We start from the raw sequence: 15779 nt of genomic DNA on the forward strand, positions 1-15779 counted from the left end.
ATCGCGCCGCCGCGCGCAGGAGGGCGACGCCTATTCGCCCAGATACGCCTCCATGCGCTCCCAGAAGGTGGCCTCGTACTCCTCGATGGCGAGTCCGAAGCTGTCGCGGAACGCCGTCTGGAGCGGCACGCCCGCGCCGACCGAGTCGAACATCGCCTTCAGGTCTTCGACGCTGGTGCCGTTGCCCTCCGGATCCAGCAGATAGCGAGCGGCCAACTCGAAGAACGGGTAGTAGCGGATGTTCTGGCTGGGGTCCTCGCGGATCCCTTCGGGGAAGTCGCGCCAGCGGTAGATGCCGATCGGATTGCCGCCGCCCGGCACCGACTCCATGCTCGTCTGCCAGTCCCGAACCTGTTCCGCGCTCAGGATGGAGGAGATGCCGGCGGCCCAGCTCGCGAAGCCTTCCCTGAACCACACCGAGTTGGCTCCGGCGTGTCGGGTGCCGATGAGCAGGAACTCCACGACGTGCGCGAGCTCGTGCCGCAGCACGTTGTTCCACCTCTCACGCGGCCAGCCCGCAGAGCCGTAACGGGGCGAGTCGGGGGCGCGCACGACGATGCCGTGGGCGTACGCGAGGCCGCTCACCGCCTGCTGGTCGTAATCGGAAAAGACGTGGATGAGCGGCTCTTCGTAGTAGGGCATGAAGGTGAAGTCGGCCCAGCTCGTCGCCGTCCGCTCCATGACCCTGGAAATTGCGACGTCGGCCATGCCCGCGACCTCGGCGCGCGTTTCGGCCGACGAGCCGTCGCTGAACACCAGCACTCGCTCGCCGTGCACCGGCTTACCGTCGTGGCAGAGGTTGGGCCACTGGCGGCTCCACGTGCCCTCGCAGATCAGCGCCGCCTCGGGTGACGCCTCGGCCGGCTCGGTGGGTGTCTGCGAGCGGCCGGGGTCGGCCTGACAGGACACCACCCCGATGATGAAGAACGCGCGCACGATCACCCACGCGCTGCTCACCGCACGAATCCCTTCGTCTCTAGCCATGCGACTACGTCCTCCCAGTAAGGAATCCCCTCGCCGGAATCGACGTCGCGCAGCCCGTGGTCCCCCTTTGGATACGACAGGGTGGAGAGATCACCACCACTCGCCTGCCGTATCACCTCGAGCGCTCTCGCGCTCGCCAGTGCCGGTACGTGTCTGTCCTGCTCGCCGTAGACCCAGAGGCCAGGCACCTCGAGCGCCTCGAGGTGCGGGGTCGGATCGAAACCCCACCCGGTACGCCTGCCCTGGCGCTCCAGCTCGGCCATCACTTCCTGCGGCGACAGATCGGGCCGCTGCGCCGCGATGTCCTCGTATCCTCCGACGTCGCCCAGCGGCAGCGTTGGGCCCGACTTAAGGACAACGAACCGGGCTCGGTCAGTGAGACGCATCGCCGCCGGGATCGTCCAACCCGCCTGGCTCTCGCCGATCATGCCTACCCGGTTCGGGTCGATCCGCGGATGGGCCGCCAGGACGTCGAGCACGGCCGCCGCGTCGGGCGCGTACTCGTCCGGGAGGGCGTCGTTGACGCGCGGGTCGTTCGACGGCGTGAAGGAGCCGCCGGACTGGCCGGTGCCTCGCTTGTCGTAGCGGAGCATGGCGATCCCGCGGTCCACCAGCCGACGAGCGATGTCGGCGTCGTCCTGGATGGTCTTCCTGCCGGATCCGTGCACGTAGATCGCCGCGGGATGCGGGCCCTCCCCGGCCGGAAAGTCGATCACGTAGTGGAGACGGACCCCGCCTGCGCTGGTGAAGCCCTCGTCGGCGCCGTCGTCGAGGCCCACCGGCCCCGAGCAGGCGGCCAGCAGAAGCACGGGCAGCGCCCGCGCGCGTTGCGTCAGCATGCGGTCAGAACTCCCACGTTAGGCCGAAGGACGGCAGGAAGGGAAGCAGCGTCTCGCCGGGGTTGGCGATCGCGCGCCCTTCGGGTAGCACGATCTTGTAGTCGAACGAACGCAGGTTTTCGCGGCCGTACAGATTGAACAGGTCGACGAACGCGCGCAGCGTGCCGTCGCCGACCGAGAAGCTCCGCGTCGCGCGGAAGTCCATGCGGTGGTACGCGGGCAGGCGGACGGAGTTTACCGGGCCCGGACGCTCGTCCACGATCAGGTCGAGCCCGTTCGGTTCCACGCTCACGGTGTCGACCACGAACTCCATTGGGGTGTTGGGCCAGCCTGTATGGTACTGCCAGCCGGCGGCCAGGTCCCACCGTTCGTTGGGCGAGTGATGCCAACGCGCGTTCACCGTGTGGCGCTGATCGAAGGTCCGAGGCACCCAGCGCCCCTCCAGCCGGTCCTCCGCCCGGGCGAGGATGTAGCTCGTGGAGATCGCCGACCTGGCGCCGGTCTTGGCGCTCAGCATCAGCTCGATCCCGTCCGCGCGTCCGCGTTCCGGCAGAAACCTGACCCGGTCGTTGCCCGCTTCAGGAAAGGGAATGATCTGGCGGATGACGTTCAGGTAGCGCGGCCTCGGATCCTCGATGGTGCGCCGGTACGCCTCCAGTCGGGCGTCGAGCGAGCCGCGGGTCAACTGCAGCCCCGCGGCCCACTGGGTAGCGCGCTCCGAAGGGAAGTATGCGCGCTCGCCGTCGACGACGGACAGCTCTTCGACGCCGTGGGACTGGTGGTAGACGCCCCAGCTGCCGCGCAGAGTCGCCCCGCCCCCCAACTCGAGCGAAGCGTGCACCCTGGGTGCGAAGTCGTCGTCTCCCGAATGGCTGCGGTGGTCGTAGCGGCCCCCGACCTCCACGACCAAGGGATTCGCGGGCTGCAGTCGGGTCGCGAAGTACGCGGACGCTTCGGTCGACTCCGACTCCAGCGCGACCACCAGCGTGTCCAGGTCGAAGCCGAACGCTCCGTCTTCCAGCGCTATCTCCTGACCGGTTTCGCGGCGGTAGTCGTATCGGGCGCGTGCGTCTCGCACCTCCCCGCCGAACTTCAGAAGCACCGCGTCGGCCGGCGCCCAGAGCCAGTCCTGGCGCAGCGTCAGGAAGTCGAAGTCGCCGCGGTCGTCGGCCAGGACGAAGTCGGCGTGCTGGGACGCGCCGCGGGCGTCCACCTGCCCTTGGCGACTCCGGGAGAGGGAGGCCAGCGAGGCGGTGGTGGTGACGTCGAGTGCTTCCCCGGCGGCCCAGTCCCAGGTGAGCCAGGCGTTCGTGTTGCGCCAATCGGTGTGCAGCTCGTCGAGGTCGTCGGGGCCGTCGATCTCCTCGAGGTCCAGGTTGTCGCCGGCGTGCAGCACGTGCAGTCCGAGCCGGTGCCGCGTCCCCACCAGAAAGTCGACCTTGCCCAGCACGTCGAAATACTGGGGCGAAAGCTGCTCGTTGTCCTCGTCCGTCTGCGCCAACTCGAGCAGCAGGTCCAGGAAGCCCCGGCGCGCCGACGCCAGCCACGCGCCCCGGCCGCCGTCGAAGGTGCCCTGCGAGCGCGCCGAGAGGCTTGAAACGCTCAACCCGAGGGAGTGGTGATTGCCCTCCACACGGGGCTGACGGGTGCGCAGGTCCAGCAGGCCGGAAAGACGGTCGCCGTGCTCGGCCGTCACCCCACCGGCCAGCAGGCTCATCGACCCCAGCGCCTGCACGTCGAGGATGCCGAGCACCGAGTCCAGGTCCTTCATGTGGTAGGGTTCGAAAAGCTCGACGCCGTCCAGGGCGATCATCAGTTCGTCGTCGTGGCCGCCCCTCACCTGCATCTTGGCCGAGATGTCTCCGGTGGCGATCCCCGGCAGGCGCTCCAGGACCCGGAAGGCGTCCTCGCCGAGCTGGGGAAGCGCGTCCATCTCTGCGCGCGTCAGCGTCTGGCGGAGCAGCGGAAACTCCTCACCGCGGACGTCGAACGTGCCGGGCGCGACTACGATCTCGGCCAGCGCCAGAGGCGCAGCTTCGAGGATGACGGTGACCGTCGTCCGGACATCGCTGCGCACGTCCGCGCGGGTCGCTTCCGCCTGCCTGTAGCCGACGGCCGCAGCCCTGATCATGTACGAACCCGGCGGCACGTCGGCGAAGAGGAAGGCGCCATCCTCGCCGGTCGTCGCCACTTGGCCTGTCCCGGCAAGGCTCACGCTCGCGGCGGCGATGGGCAGGCCCGACTCGGCATCGTGCACGCTACCGACGACGCCGCCGGAGTCGTTCGCCGCGCCGATGCGGCCCCGGGGAGCCAGTACGATCAGGATGTGACTCGCCCTGGTGACGTAGGTGAGGTCCGTGCCGTTCAGCAGAGTGGCCAGCGCCTCTCCCACCGTGCTCTCCGCGCAGTCGCAGGAGACGCGGGCCTCTTCCGGCAGAGACTCAGCGCTGTAGGCGATGCGCACCCCGGAACTGGCCTGGAGTCGGCCGAGAGCTGTTTCGAGCGGAGCGGCGGCGATCACCAGCCGGGCGGGGCGTTCGACGAGGCTCGCACCCGACGCAGTTTGCGCCGCCGCCGGGGACGCGGGCCCCAGGAGCAGGAGACACGCCACCCATGGCGCCGACCCCAGCCGCCGCCCGCGCGCCTGGTACTCAGCGCTCAATGCGCACCTCCGAGGGGTCCACCGTGCAACGCCCCTGCACGAGCAGGCAGATCGACTCGGCGACTTCGGCGAGCGGTTCGCCCTCGAACCAGGCGGTGACGGTGCGGTCGGCCAGTGCCTCGTCGACGACGACGGGGACGCCGAAGTGCGCGGACATTTCCTCCCCTACCATGCGCAGCGGGGTGGACTGAAAGAGCAGCAGGCCGCCCGGCCAGTCGAGCAGGGGTGAGAGGTCCGGATAGGATCTCACCGAGAAGTCTCCGCCCTCGGTCAACCTGGCCACCTGACCCGGCTCCATGGTGACGGCGTGGCCGGCGTCCGTCTCGAGCGCGACGCGTCCCTCGACCAGAATCACCCTCAGGGCGTCGCCGTCGCTGGCCACCTCGAAGCGGGTTCCCATAACCACGACGCGGGCCCGCTCCGTTTGCACCGTGAACGGCAGCTCCGGGTCGGAGGCGATCGCGAAGAACGCGCGACCGCTCAGGCGCGCCGTGCGCTCATTGTCGGTCTGCGCGACCCTGAGGCGCGCGCCGGGCGCGAGCCGCGCGATGCTCCCATCGGGCAGCGCGGCGGTGGTTGACGCGGCGCCCGATACGTACTCGACTTCGGCTCGTGGCGGGTCATCGAAGGACGCGCGGCCCGCCCAGACGCCAATGCCCGCGGCGGCGATCAGCACCGCCGCGGCGAGCGGCCAGATCTCGCGCCGCCGGACGGCGCGCGCGAAGCGGCCTCTGATCTGGCGCCGTTCTAGACTGGCGCCGCGCCGCGCGATGACATCGGCGGAGGGGACTTCGGGCACTCCGACGCGCCAAGCGAGCAGGGCGGAGGCCTCCCAGATCGCCTCCACGTCCCGGAAATACGACTCGTTTTCCGGCGCTTCGTCGCGCCAGCCAGCCACGCGGCGTGCTTCCACGGCGTCGGAATCGCCGGCCAGCACCCGCAAGATCGCCTCGTCGAAGTCAGCCCGCATCGGGACCCTCCTTTCGGCGCGAGTTCTCGGGTCGCGCAACGCCCGCGGGAAGGTGCGCCGCCAGCGCGGTACGCAGATCGCGCAGCGCGAGGCTCATCTGGTTGGCGACCGACTGGCGTGCCAGGCCGGTGACCTCGGCGATTTCCGCGTAGCTGAGGTCGCTCTCGCGGGCCAGCAGGAAGATCTCGCGCCGCCGCGCCGGCAGCGCGTCCACTGCGTCACGAGCCGCCAGCGCGATCTCCGTCAGCGCCGCGTCGTCGTCCGGCTGGCGCGGCTCCACGAGGGTGTCGAGGTCATGCCGTGGGGCCTTGAGCCGCGGCGAACGCAGCACGTCCAGGGCTGCGTTCCTGGCCACGCGGTGAAGCAGCGCCGGGGCGTTGCCGTCGGCCCACCTGACGCGATTGGCCCACAGCCGCACGAAGGCGTGCTGCGCGGCGTCTTCGGCGGCCTCCCAGCGCCCCAGCAGCCGGAACGCATATTGGACGAGCGCCGGCCAGTGACGCTCAAGGAGCATCGCAAGCGCGGCCTCGTCGTCCGCCGCGACCCGGCGCATCAGCTGTCTATCGTCCGTGTTCATCATCCCTATGACGGGTCAACCCGGTCATACTACCATGTGATGGCTTGAACGCCGCCCGCCCCGCCGGTGTCGAACCCGGGTGAACGGCGACCACCCGGGGCGCCGGGCCTACCCAGAAGAGAAAGCCTCATGCTCCAGGCGACCCCCTTTCGAGCGTCTCTCCTCGCCCTCACGATCGCGGGGCTCGCCGGACCGACCGCCGCTGTCGCCCAGGGCTCGATCCCCGGCGCGCTTCGCCGCGTGGCGCCGGACGGCACGGCGTACCTGGTCAACCTGCCTGAGAGCTACGACGCCGCGGACCTGCCCGTCCCGGTGATTCTGTTCCTGCACGGAGGCGATCGATCCAACACGCGCAACCACCCGCTGCGCTTTGCGCGCGCGGCGGGCCTGAACATTGAATTCATCGTGATAGCTCCCCACTGCGCGCCAGGGTGCCGTTGGGAGGCGGTGGACTTCGACGCGCTACTGGAGCAGGTGAGCGAGGAGTTCCGGGTGGACGGGTCGAGGGTCTACCTGACCGGTTACAGCATGGGTGGATACGGGTCGTGGGACCTGCTCGGACGCAGCCCGGGCTGGTTCGCGGCCGCCGCGCCCATAGCCGGAGGGGGTGACCCGCGCGCCATATGCGCTGCCAGAGGCGTGGCCATCCGCGCGTATCACGGCGACCGGGATGACGTCATCCCGCACAGCCGCTCGGCGCAGATGGTCGACGCGCTGAAGGCCTGCGACGGCGACGCCGAGCTGATCACCTACGAAGGCGTCGACCACGGATCGTGGCCCATCACCTTCCGCGACCCGGACTTCTACTCTTGGCTACTCGAGCATCGGCGGTCGGGCGACTGACCCGCGCGCGGACGCCTAGCGCCGCTTCGCGACGACGCCGAATCCGACGGTGACCGCCAGCTCGCTCCGGCGGTCATCGACCCAGAAGCGGTAGAGGCCTTCCCAGCGGATGCCAACGCGGTCGCCCAACGGCCAGCGGTAGCCCGCGCCGCCGCCCACGCCGAAATCCGAGTCGGTCACGTCCGCGCCGGTCTGGAGCTCCCTCGAGCGGTCGATGGAGGCGTCGCCGAAGGCGTAGAAGGATCCCCGTCGCGGGTCGCTGGAGTACCACACGCCGCGCGCGGAGGCGGCCACGGTGCCCACGTTCTCATCCCGGTCGTCGTCGCGCACGAACTGGTAGCTGAAGTGTGGCTCGAACGCTATCTGGCGGGCTACGAAGATCGTGGCCCAGACGGTCGGCCGGCCGAGCAGGCCTCCGCCCGGGATACCGAACTGAAACAGCGTCGGTTCGTTCTGTAGCTCGTCAGATGACCGGTAGGTAAAGCCGGCCTGCGTGCCCACCTCGATCCGTCCCTGCGCCGTGACCGGGGTCGCCGTGACGGCCAGAATCCCCGACAGAACCACCGCTTTCCACGCCCGCATGACCATCTCCGCTGTGCTGGTTTCGATCACCCGCCGGAACCGCACCGGGACCCGGCTGTTTTCAACGCCGCGCGCTCGCGCTAGTGTCCTGGTGTTCGCCGCGTTCGACCACAGTGACATCCTCCAGAGGCCGCATGCACCGCACCCTCCGAGCCGCCTGCGCGGCTTGCCGAGGCACGACCCCGGCCGCGCTCCTCTTAGCCGCTTCGACAATGACCTCAGCGCCGCTCGGGGGCCAGGCTCCCGATTCGACCCCGAACGAAGCCGACATTCCCGCGCCGGTGCCCGTGGAGCTGGAGCTCGCGGGTTCGGGTCGGCCGGACATCGTGCGCTTCCTGAACGTGCGCACCGCCATCGCCCCGTCCCTGTCTCCGGACGGGAAATCCCTCGCCTTCCGCACGTCCGTGAGCGGCGAGCCGCAGCTCTGGGTGGTCGACGCGGCCGGCGGATGGCCGTCCCAGCTTACGTTCGGCGCACCCGTGACCCAACACGCCTGGTCGCCCGCCGGCGACGGCATCCTCTACGCCGTGGACCGCGGCGGCAACGAACGCGAGGGCTACTACCTGATCAGCCCGGACGGCACTCGCGAGCGCGAGCTGCTGGCGCCCGCCGATGCCTTCCGGGCGTTCGGCGGCTTCACCCGCGACGGAACCCGCATCGCGTACGGTTCCACCGCGCGCAACGGCCTCGACTTCGACATCTTCCTGCTCGACATCGAAACGGGATCGACGCGCGAGGTCTTCCGCGGACGGCCGGGCCTCTATCCCGTGTCCTGGCGCCCCGACGGCGGCGCGGCGCTCCTGTCGGAATCCCGCGGGGAAGACTCCAACGCGCTCCACTTGCTCGACGTGGAGACGGGCGTGACGCGCACGCTCTTCGACACGCCGGAGCGGTCCTCATACGGGCCGTACGCCTGGGAACCGGACGGTTCGGGGTTCTACATGGTCACGAACCACGACCGCGAGTACGCGGGGATCGCGCGCTACGAAGCGGCCGGTGGGGAGCTTGCATGGGTCGAAACGCCCGGCGGCCGGGACGTGGACGACGTGGCCCTGTCCTGGGACGGACGCTACCTGATCTGGTCGGTCAACGAAGGCGGGTACGGAGCCCTGTTTGCGCGCGACCTGGAGTCCGGGGAGATGCTCGCCGCGCCCCAGGTCCCGGCAGGGATCTACGGCGTGGAGTGGGCGCCGGGCCCGAGCGTGGTCACGATCACCGTGCGCGCCCCCGGCGTGCCCGGCGATATCTGGACCTGGGACCCCGCCAGCGGACGGACCGCGCGGGCCACGAGGTCGGACGCGGCGGGTCTGGACATGGGCCGGATGGTGGCGCCCACCGCGCACTCCTTCGACGCCAGGGACGGCCGCACGCTGTACGGGCTCTACTATCGGCCGCCGGGGCTGCCCGAGGGCGCCCGGCCGCCCGTCTTGCTCGCGGTGCACGGCGGCCCGACGGCGCAGGCCAGGCCCGCCTTCCGGGCGGACCTCCAGTACCTGCTGACCCGCGGCATCGCCGTGTTCGAGCTCAACTACCGGGGCTCGACCGGCTTCGGGAAGGCGTACGCGCGGCTGAACGACGGCCGGCTGCGGGAAGGCGAGATCTACGATCTGGAGGACGCCGTCCGCTGGCTCGGCGAGACGGAGCTCGCAGACCCCGAGCGCGTCGCGGTCATGGGCGGTTCGTACGGAGGCTATCTGACGATGGCGGCTTTGGCTCGTCTGCCTGACGTCTTCCGCGCCGGCGTGGCGTTCGTGGGGGTCTCCAACTGGATCACGGCGCTCGAGGGAGCTTCGCCGCAACTGAAGGCGAGCGACCGCATCGAGTACGGCGACATCGATGACCCGGATGACCGCGCCTTCTTCGAGGCCATCTCTCCCATCGCCCACGTCGACAACGTGAGCGCGCCCATCATGGTGCTGCACGGCGCCAACGACCCGCGCGACCCGGTGGAGGAATCCGACCAGTACGTGCGCGCGATCCGGGAGCTTGGCGGGGAGGTCCAGTACCTGCGCTTTCCCGACGAGGGGCACGGCATCCGCAAGCTGGCCAACCGGATCATAGCCTACCGCCGGATCGCGGATTTCCTGGAGCGTCGTCTGGAGGTCGAGGGCCAGGGAGACCAGGCGTCGTGAGCGCCGCCCTCCGGGCGATGACCGGCGCGGATTGGCCGCGTGTAGCCGCGATATACCGCGCAGGGATGGAGTCGGGGAACGCCACGTTCGAAACCGCCGTGCCGTCCTGGGAGGACTGGGACGCGGCACACCTGGCTACGCCGCGCCTCGTGGCCGACGCCGCCGGTGAGGTGGCCGGGTGGGCCGCGCTCAGCGCCTATGCCGATCGCTGCGTCTACGGGGGCGTCGCCGACGTGAGCGTATACGTGGCGACCGCCGCGCGCGGCAGGGGCCTCGGGCGCGTTCTCCTGGACGGGCTGGTCGCCGGCTCCGAGGAGTCCGGCATCTGGACGCTGCAGGCGGGCGTCTTTCCGGAGAACGAGGCCAGCCTGATACTCCACGAGCGGGCCGGATTCAGGCGCGTGGGCGTGCGCGAGCGCATCGGCAAGATGGGCGGGCGCTGGCGCGATGTGGTGCTGCTGGAACGTCGCAGCGATGTCGCCGGGGTGGACCGATGACGCGCCTTCTGACCGACCTCGAGTCGGCCGTTCGTCTGATCGTCTACGGCCGCTTCACGGACACGGGGTCGGCCCCCTCGGTGTCCGAGATCGCCGCCGGCGTAGGCGCGGAGGATGAGGCCGTCAGGGAGGCGCTCGAGGGGCTCGAAGCCAAGCACGCGCTGACCCTCGATCCCGTCGATCGGTCGGTGCTCATGGCGCACCCGTTTTCAGCCGTGCCCACTCCGTACCCGGTAACCGCGGGCGGGCTGCGCTACTTCGCCTGCTGTGCCTGGGACGCGCTGGCGATGCCGCCGATGTTGGGGCGGGACGCGCTCATCGAGGCGACCTGCGCCGAGAGCGGAGAGCCGCTGGAGTTCCGCATGGACGGCCGCGGACGCGAGCCGAGCGGTCCGGGCGCCGGCGGGGTGGTGCACATCCTGGTGCCGTTCGGTCGCTTCTGGGATGACGTCGGCTTCACCTGACGGACCATCCTACTCTTCCGGTCGGAGGAGCAAGTGCGGCTCTGGCTGACGCGCCACGACTTTGCCGCCGGCGCGATCGTGCCCGTGCCGATCCTGCACCGGCTCACGCGCGACTGGTACGAGGACCGGCTCGACCCCGCCTGGCAGCCGCGCACGCCCGAGGAGGCGACCGCGCGCTTCGAGCGGGCCGGCCTCGGCGGATCGTTCTGGGACCCGACCTAGTGTGCAACGGTACACTAGCCGTGCTCGTCGGCGCCCGCGGCTTCGCCTCCCCCCAGCGGCGCGGGTCGGTCGGCCGGGTCCACGCCGATCACCGGTGCGTACACCTGCCAGCGGCCGTCCCGCGTCTCGACGAGCAGCCGGTCGTACGGCGCTGAGTCCCACCGGAGCGCCGAGAAGACGCGACCCTCGGCGCCCCCGACCGATCTGATGTCCGCGCGCGGAACGTCGATCACCTCCGCGGTAGCCACCCACGCCTGACGACCCAGGCGCACCATCGCGGAGGAGTGTCCAGCCTCCACGTCGGGGTCCGCGGCCACGGTTTCGAAGCCGCTTTCCACCAGCGCCGCCTCACGCAGCGGTTGAAGCTGCGCTCCGCGCAGTCCCGCGTCCTCGCAGCCTGCGAGCGCGAGGCCGGCGGCCAGGACCTGCCAGCGGCGGTATCGGACTGTCATGTGTCCCTCGGTTGTGAAGCGGGAAGCGCCGACCCATAGTAGGGTCCGGCGGCGGCCGGAGCCCCGCCATTGCTGTCGTTCACGTTGCTTTTTCGGAGCCGCGCATGCGCATCGCGATCGACCCCGTGCCGCTGGTCCTGGGCATCTACGCCCACGTGGGAAAGCTCCTGGACCAGGCCGAGGAGCGCCACGAAGATGACAACGCCGAGTCCCTCGGCAAGAGATACGGACGCGGCACCCAGCAGTCCGCCGACAAGGACGTACAGCGTCTCGTGCGCGCTCTGCACAGCGACGTAAAAACGGCCGACAAGCTGCTCAAGAAAACGGCCGACGCATGGAAGATTTCCCAGGAGACCGACCTGGTCAACCTGGTGGTTCAGAAGCGCGGCGAAGAGCCGCAGCCACGGTCCTACGTGTTGCTGAAGCTGGCTGACGTGCGTGCACTGCTCACGTCCATCGCGGCCGCCGCCAAGGGCGCGGGGGAAGAGCAATCCGTGGGCGAAGAACTCGCCGCGGCGGCGAGCGGATTGTCCGGGCGGCCGGGCGATTACGTGACCTTCGGGTTCGATCCCTGGGAGTAGACGGCGCTCCGAAGGCGGAGCCTACCCACGCGCGCATCCTCGCCGCCGGGTTGGCTCTGCTCCTGGTGGGAGCACCCGCGCGGCCCCTCGTCGCCCAGGCTCCCAACGTCGACGCCGCCGTACGATTGGCGGCCCGGAGCGCGTCGCTCGGAGCTCCCCAGGGCCTGCCTGCCGTTCGCCTGGGACCGCTGCCCGGCGTGTCCGTCGATCCGGCGGGCGGCCTGCTGCCCGTTTCCCCGGATGGACGGCTGCGCGTTCTGGTACAGGGGGATGGCGCCTTGGCCGCGGTGCGGGCGGCCGGTGGGACCATCAGCGCGACGGCCGGGGACGTCGTCGCGGCGCTCATCGAGGCGGCCGCCGTGGACCGGGTCGCGTCGGCCCCGGGCGTGCGCTGGGTCGGAGCCGCGCAGACGCTCACCACGCAGTCCCCGGTTCCTCGGCGCGCGTCCTCCTTTGCGCTCGGGCCCGCCGGCCTTCTGGACGTTTCCGAAGACGACACGCGCGTGCGCACGCTGCGCCAGCGCATCGGCCAACGCTTCGAGGGGGTCGCCGGGCAGGGCGTGATCGTCGGCATAGTCGACAGCGGGCTCGACCTGGACCACCCGGACTTCCTGCGCCCCGACGGCTCGACGCGGGTCCTGTACGCCTGGGACCAGACCGACCCGCTCGGCCCTCCCCCGGGGCGCGTGGGTGACGCCGGGTTCATCACCGGGTCCGAGTGCGACGGCGCGGTCATCGACTCCGGCGCGTGTCGCATGGACGACTCGCGAGGTCACGGCACGCACGTCCTGGGCATCGCGGCCGGGGACGGCTCCGCGACGGGAAACGGCCTGCCCGCATTCCGCTACGTGGGCGTGGCTCCGGAGGCCGACCTGATCGCGGTGAAGGGGGGCGACGCGGCGTTCACGTCGGACGGCGTCGTGGCGGGGGTCTCCTACGTGTTCGAGCGCGCGGCGGAGCTCGGCCGGCCCGCCGTCGTGATTATCGCGCTGGGCAGCCAGGCGGGGCCGCACGACGGCACGACCACGTTCGAGCGCGCGCTCGACGCGCTGGTGGGCCCGGGTCGCGTCGCGGTGGTGACCGCCGGCAACCAGGGCGCGCACGAGAACGAATCCCCGGACTTCCCGACCGGTCCCATACACTTCACCGGGGCGCCGGCTGAGGGTGAGGCGGTCGATCACACGCTGCTCATCCCGCCCTACACCCCAACCCCAGGCGTCGCCAACGACGCCGCGCTTCTGGAGCTCTGGTACGAGGGAGACGCGAACCTCGCCATCACCGTGACGCCTCCGGGCCAGGCCCCGGTGCGCGTCGCCTCGGGCGACACCGTCGCGGTGGCCACGCCGGCGGGCTGGGTGTTCGTGGACAACGCGTCGACCGGGCCCGCGGCCACGAACGGCGACAAGCAGGCGCTCGTGCTCCTGTTCGACGGGCAGGAGGGCGAGGAGCCCGCCGAGGGCGAGTGGGGCGTCCGGATCGAGACCGAACCGGCGCCCATCTCGATCCCGCTCCCCTACCACGGCTGGATCGTAGGCTCGACGTTCCAGGGGGCGCTGGCGACGCCCCGGATCGGGGCGGGAGCCACCAACTCGCACTCCGTCACCACGCCGGGCAACGGCGACCGCATGATCACCGTAGGGGCGCACGCAACGCGCCACGATTGGCCGGTGGCTGGAGGGACCGAGACCTTCGCTTTCCGCGAGCCGCTCGGCGACGTGGCCTTTTTCAGCGGACCCGGGCCGCGGCGCGACGGGGTCGTGCGCCCCGACGTCACTGCTCCCGGCAAGGTGGTCGTCTCGGCGTATCGGCCCGGCGGGACGGACTTCGCCGCGCTCCCCTCGTTGGTGGAGGCCGACGGCGCGCACGCCGCGCTCCTGGGCACGAGCATGGCCACGCCGCAGGTCGCGGGCGTGGTCGCGCTGCTGTTGCAGTTGCGGCCCGATCTGTCGCCGGAGCAGATCCGCAATCTCCTGCGCGGGAGCGCGCGCGAGGACGGCTTCGTCGTGGCCGCGGGGGGCGCCCCCAACGACGCGTTCGGCTTCGGCAAGCTGGACGGCCTGGCGGCGGCGCGCGGTCTGGGCCTCCCGGGGGGCAGGCTGACCGCGGCCGCCGCGCCCGCCGCGCGGCCCCTCGCCGTCGCGGAGGGAAGGGCGGGCGAAGTCCTTCCGCTGCTGGCGCTGGCCCTGAGCGCGGCGCCGCAGGAGCCGGTCCTGCTGTCGGAGCTGCGCGTCGACGTGTTCGGAGCGGACCCCGCGGCCGAGCTCGTGCTGGTGCTGGACGAGAACCGCAACGGGGAAGTCGACGCCGGCGAAGAGGAGCTGGTGGCCGTACCGGCGGCGGGGGCGGGCGCCGCCGCCGGCGACCTGGGCGGCGCGCTGGTCGTCCCGGGTGGCCGCGCGCTGGACGCGCTCGTGGCGTTGCGGCTAGGGGGCGGCACCCCCAACGGGGCGAGGATCGCGGCCACGTTGCCGGTGGGCGGACTGGGCGCCGAGGGCGTGCTCTCGGCCGCGACCGATGCGCTGGACGGGCCCACTTCGGCGGTGTCCTCCCCCTCCTACCGGATCGACCTGCTGGCCGAGGAGGAGGAGGTCGCGCTGTCGGCGAATCCCGTGCGCACGGACCGGCTCGTGGTCAACTACTCCGAACGGCCGCGCAGCGTGGCCATATTTTCCGCCGCCGGACGTCGCGTGCGAGCGCTGGACCCGCAGCCCGATCCCGGACCCGGACGCCTCGAGTGGGACCTGCGGGACGACGACGGACGGCCCGTCGCCAACGGCGCGTACTTCCTGTTCGTCGACCTGCCGGGGGGACCGGTGCGTCGGACCGTGTACGTGCTGCGGCCGTGACGGCGCGCGCACCCCTCCTCGGCGCGCTCGCCGCGTCGTTGCTCGCGTCGGCGGCCCCCGGGGCCGCGCAGTCGCACGGAGAGGCCGGGGCCGACGTGCTCGCGCTCGCGCCCGCGCCGCGCGCCGGAGCCATGGCGGGGGCGTACGCCGCGGGCGCCCCCGGGGACCCGTTCGCGGTGTTCTTCAACCCCGCGGGAATCGCCGGCGCCCCAGGGCCCGCCGGCGGCGCGGGACGGGCGCGCTGGAGCGCGGCGGCCGCGTATCGCCGGCACGTCGGTGACGCCTCGGCGGGCTCCGCCGCGCTCCGCTTGCGCGGCTTCGGCGGGGCGTCCGTGGTGTCGGTGCGTTACCTGGACTTCGGCGAGGTCCAGGAGATCGTCCCGGACCCCGCCTTCGGGGGCGAGCGCGGGCTGCCGACGGGCGCGCGCGTGGGCGGGGCGGAGCTGGCGCTGGGGGCCGCCCACGGGCTGGAAATAGGCCCCGCCGTGATCGGCGTGGGGTTCGACATGGTGCGCTCCGACATCGCCGACCTGCAGGACGTCGCGTTGGCCGCAAGCGTGGGCGCCCGCGTTACCGGCTGGGATGGCAGGATCGCGCTCGGCGCGGCCGTTCAGCACCTGGGCGCGGACGCCGGACCGGGCCGCGACGCGCCGCTGCCGCGCACCTACCGCGCCGGCGGAGCGCTGCAGCTCGGCGGACCCGGTGGGATCTGGATTCGATTGGCCGCGGACGCGGTCGGCCCCTGGGATCGGCTGCGGCCGGTGGCGGGCGCTGAGGTTCTGGTCGCGGGCAGCGAGGGCGTCGAGCTGCGCGCGCGCGCCGGTTGGGACGGCACGCTGGAGGACGGCGACGCGCTGGGGGAGGTGGCCTTCGGCGGTGGACTGAGGGCGGGAGCGCTGGTGCTCGATTACGCGTATCGGGGAGTCGGCGTGCTGGGCGATGCGCACCAATTCGGCCTCCGCTTCCGCCCCTAGTGTGCACCGGTACACTAGCTCCCGTCGGCGGGCTACAGGGCCCGCAGCAGCGGCCCGCCTAGCGCGTCCACCTGCCAGCGGCGCACGTCCGGCACCCGCAGCAACTCCTCCCGGTCGAGCGGCGCGGCAGAGGCGATGCGCTCGATGAGCCATT

The 15779-nt window shown here is 71.5% G+C and carries 15 protein-coding genes; 8 read left to right on the plus strand and 7 right to left on the minus strand.

Going from position 1 to position 15779, the window contains the following annotated elements:
• Positions 1-30: 30 nt before the first annotated feature.
• From ABFS34_00870 to ABFS34_00890, 5 genes are read right to left on the minus strand one after another with little or no spacing between them, the layout of a single operon-like run.
• Positions 31-984, minus strand: a complete 954-nt coding sequence (locus tag ABFS34_00870) for a hypothetical protein (protein ID MEN8373980.1) — start codon at positions 982-984, stop codon at positions 31-33.
• A complete protein-coding gene (locus ABFS34_00875; GenBank protein ID MEN8373981.1) occupies positions 954-1823 on the minus strand; it encodes a prolyl oligopeptidase family serine peptidase in 870 nt (289 codons plus the stop codon). The genes ABFS34_00870 and ABFS34_00875 overlap by 31 nt, the downstream gene beginning before the upstream one ends.
• 4 nt (positions 1824-1827) lie before the next feature.
• Positions 1828-4485: a TonB-dependent receptor gene (locus ABFS34_00880; protein ID MEN8373982.1), complete on the minus strand. Its 2658-nt coding sequence runs from the start codon at positions 4483-4485 to the stop codon at positions 1828-1830.
• On the minus strand, positions 4475-5455 hold the full coding sequence (locus ABFS34_00885; GenBank protein ID MEN8373983.1) for a FecR domain-containing protein: 981 nt from the start codon (positions 5453-5455) through the stop codon (positions 4475-4477). Before ABFS34_00885 ends, ABFS34_00880 begins: the two co-directional genes overlap by 11 nt.
• Positions 5445-6008, minus strand: coding sequence for a sigma-70 family RNA polymerase sigma factor (locus ABFS34_00890; GenBank protein ID MEN8373984.1), 564 nt, complete (start codon positions 6006-6008; stop codon positions 5445-5447). Before ABFS34_00890 ends, ABFS34_00885 begins: the two co-directional genes overlap by 11 nt.
• A gap of 153 nt (positions 6009-6161) precedes the next feature.
• On the opposite strand from ABFS34_00890, the gene ABFS34_00895 reads away from it, so the two are divergent.
• Positions 6162-6875 (plus strand): dienelactone hydrolase family protein, encoded by a 714-nt coding sequence (locus tag ABFS34_00895; protein ID MEN8373985.1) that lies wholly within the window; start codon positions 6162-6164, stop codon positions 6873-6875.
• Positions 6876-6890: 15 nt separating this feature from the next.
• On the opposite strand, the gene ABFS34_00900 is transcribed toward ABFS34_00895, so the two are convergent.
• A complete protein-coding gene (locus tag ABFS34_00900; GenBank protein MEN8373986.1) occupies positions 6891-7457 on the minus strand; it encodes an outer membrane beta-barrel protein in 567 nt (188 codons plus the stop codon).
• A gap of 212 nt (positions 7458-7669) precedes the next feature.
• Between ABFS34_00900 and ABFS34_00905 the strand changes: the two genes are divergently transcribed.
• From ABFS34_00905 to ABFS34_00920, 4 genes are read left to right on the plus strand one after another with little or no spacing between them, the layout of a single operon-like run.
• Complete coding sequence (locus tag ABFS34_00905; GenBank protein ID MEN8373987.1) at positions 7670-9589, plus strand: S9 family peptidase; 1920 nt, start codon at positions 7670-7672, stop codon at positions 9587-9589.
• Positions 9590-9606: 17 nt separating this feature from the next.
• Positions 9607-10086, plus strand: coding sequence for an N-acetyltransferase family protein (locus tag ABFS34_00910; protein ID MEN8373988.1), 480 nt, complete (start codon positions 9607-9609; stop codon positions 10084-10086).
• Positions 10083-10550 (plus strand): organomercurial lyase, encoded by a 468-nt coding sequence (gene merB, locus ABFS34_00915; GenBank protein MEN8373989.1) that lies wholly within the window; start codon positions 10083-10085, stop codon positions 10548-10550. The genes ABFS34_00910 and merB overlap by 4 nt, the downstream gene beginning before the upstream one ends.
• Before the next feature lie 33 nt (positions 10551-10583).
• Positions 10584-10772 carry a hypothetical protein gene (locus ABFS34_00920; protein MEN8373990.1) on the plus strand — a complete coding sequence of 63 codons (189 nt, stop codon included), beginning with the start codon at positions 10584-10586 and terminating at the stop codon, positions 10770-10772.
• 14 nt (positions 10773-10786) lie between these two features.
• On the opposite strand, the gene ABFS34_00925 is transcribed toward ABFS34_00920, so the two are convergent.
• A complete protein-coding gene (locus ABFS34_00925) occupies positions 10787-11224 on the minus strand; it encodes a hypothetical protein (GenBank protein ID MEN8373991.1) in 438 nt (145 codons plus the stop codon).
• A 104-nt stretch (positions 11225-11328) separates the two neighbouring features.
• On the opposite strand from ABFS34_00925, the gene ABFS34_00930 reads away from it, so the two are divergent.
• The 3 genes from ABFS34_00930 to ABFS34_00940 all read left to right on the plus strand — a co-directional run bounded on the left by ABFS34_00930 (position 11329) and on the right by ABFS34_00940 (position 15625).
• Positions 11329-11805, plus strand: coding sequence for a hypothetical protein (locus ABFS34_00930; GenBank protein MEN8373992.1), 477 nt, complete (start codon positions 11329-11331; stop codon positions 11803-11805).
• A 65-nt stretch (positions 11806-11870) separates the two neighbouring features.
• Complete coding sequence (locus ABFS34_00935) at positions 11871-14651, plus strand: S8 family serine peptidase (protein MEN8373993.1); 2781 nt, start codon at positions 11871-11873, stop codon at positions 14649-14651.
• The gene (locus tag ABFS34_00940) at positions 14648-15625 is read left to right on the plus strand and encodes a hypothetical protein (protein MEN8373994.1); all 978 of its coding nucleotides are present in this window, start codon (positions 14648-14650) and stop codon (positions 15623-15625) included. The genes ABFS34_00935 and ABFS34_00940 overlap by 4 nt, the downstream gene beginning before the upstream one ends.
• The last annotated feature ends 154 nt before the right edge of the window (positions 15626-15779 follow it).

This window comes from Gemmatimonadota bacterium (assembly GCA_039715185.1).
Lineage (GTDB): Bacteria > Gemmatimonadota > Gemmatimonadetes > Longimicrobiales > RSA9 > DATHRK01.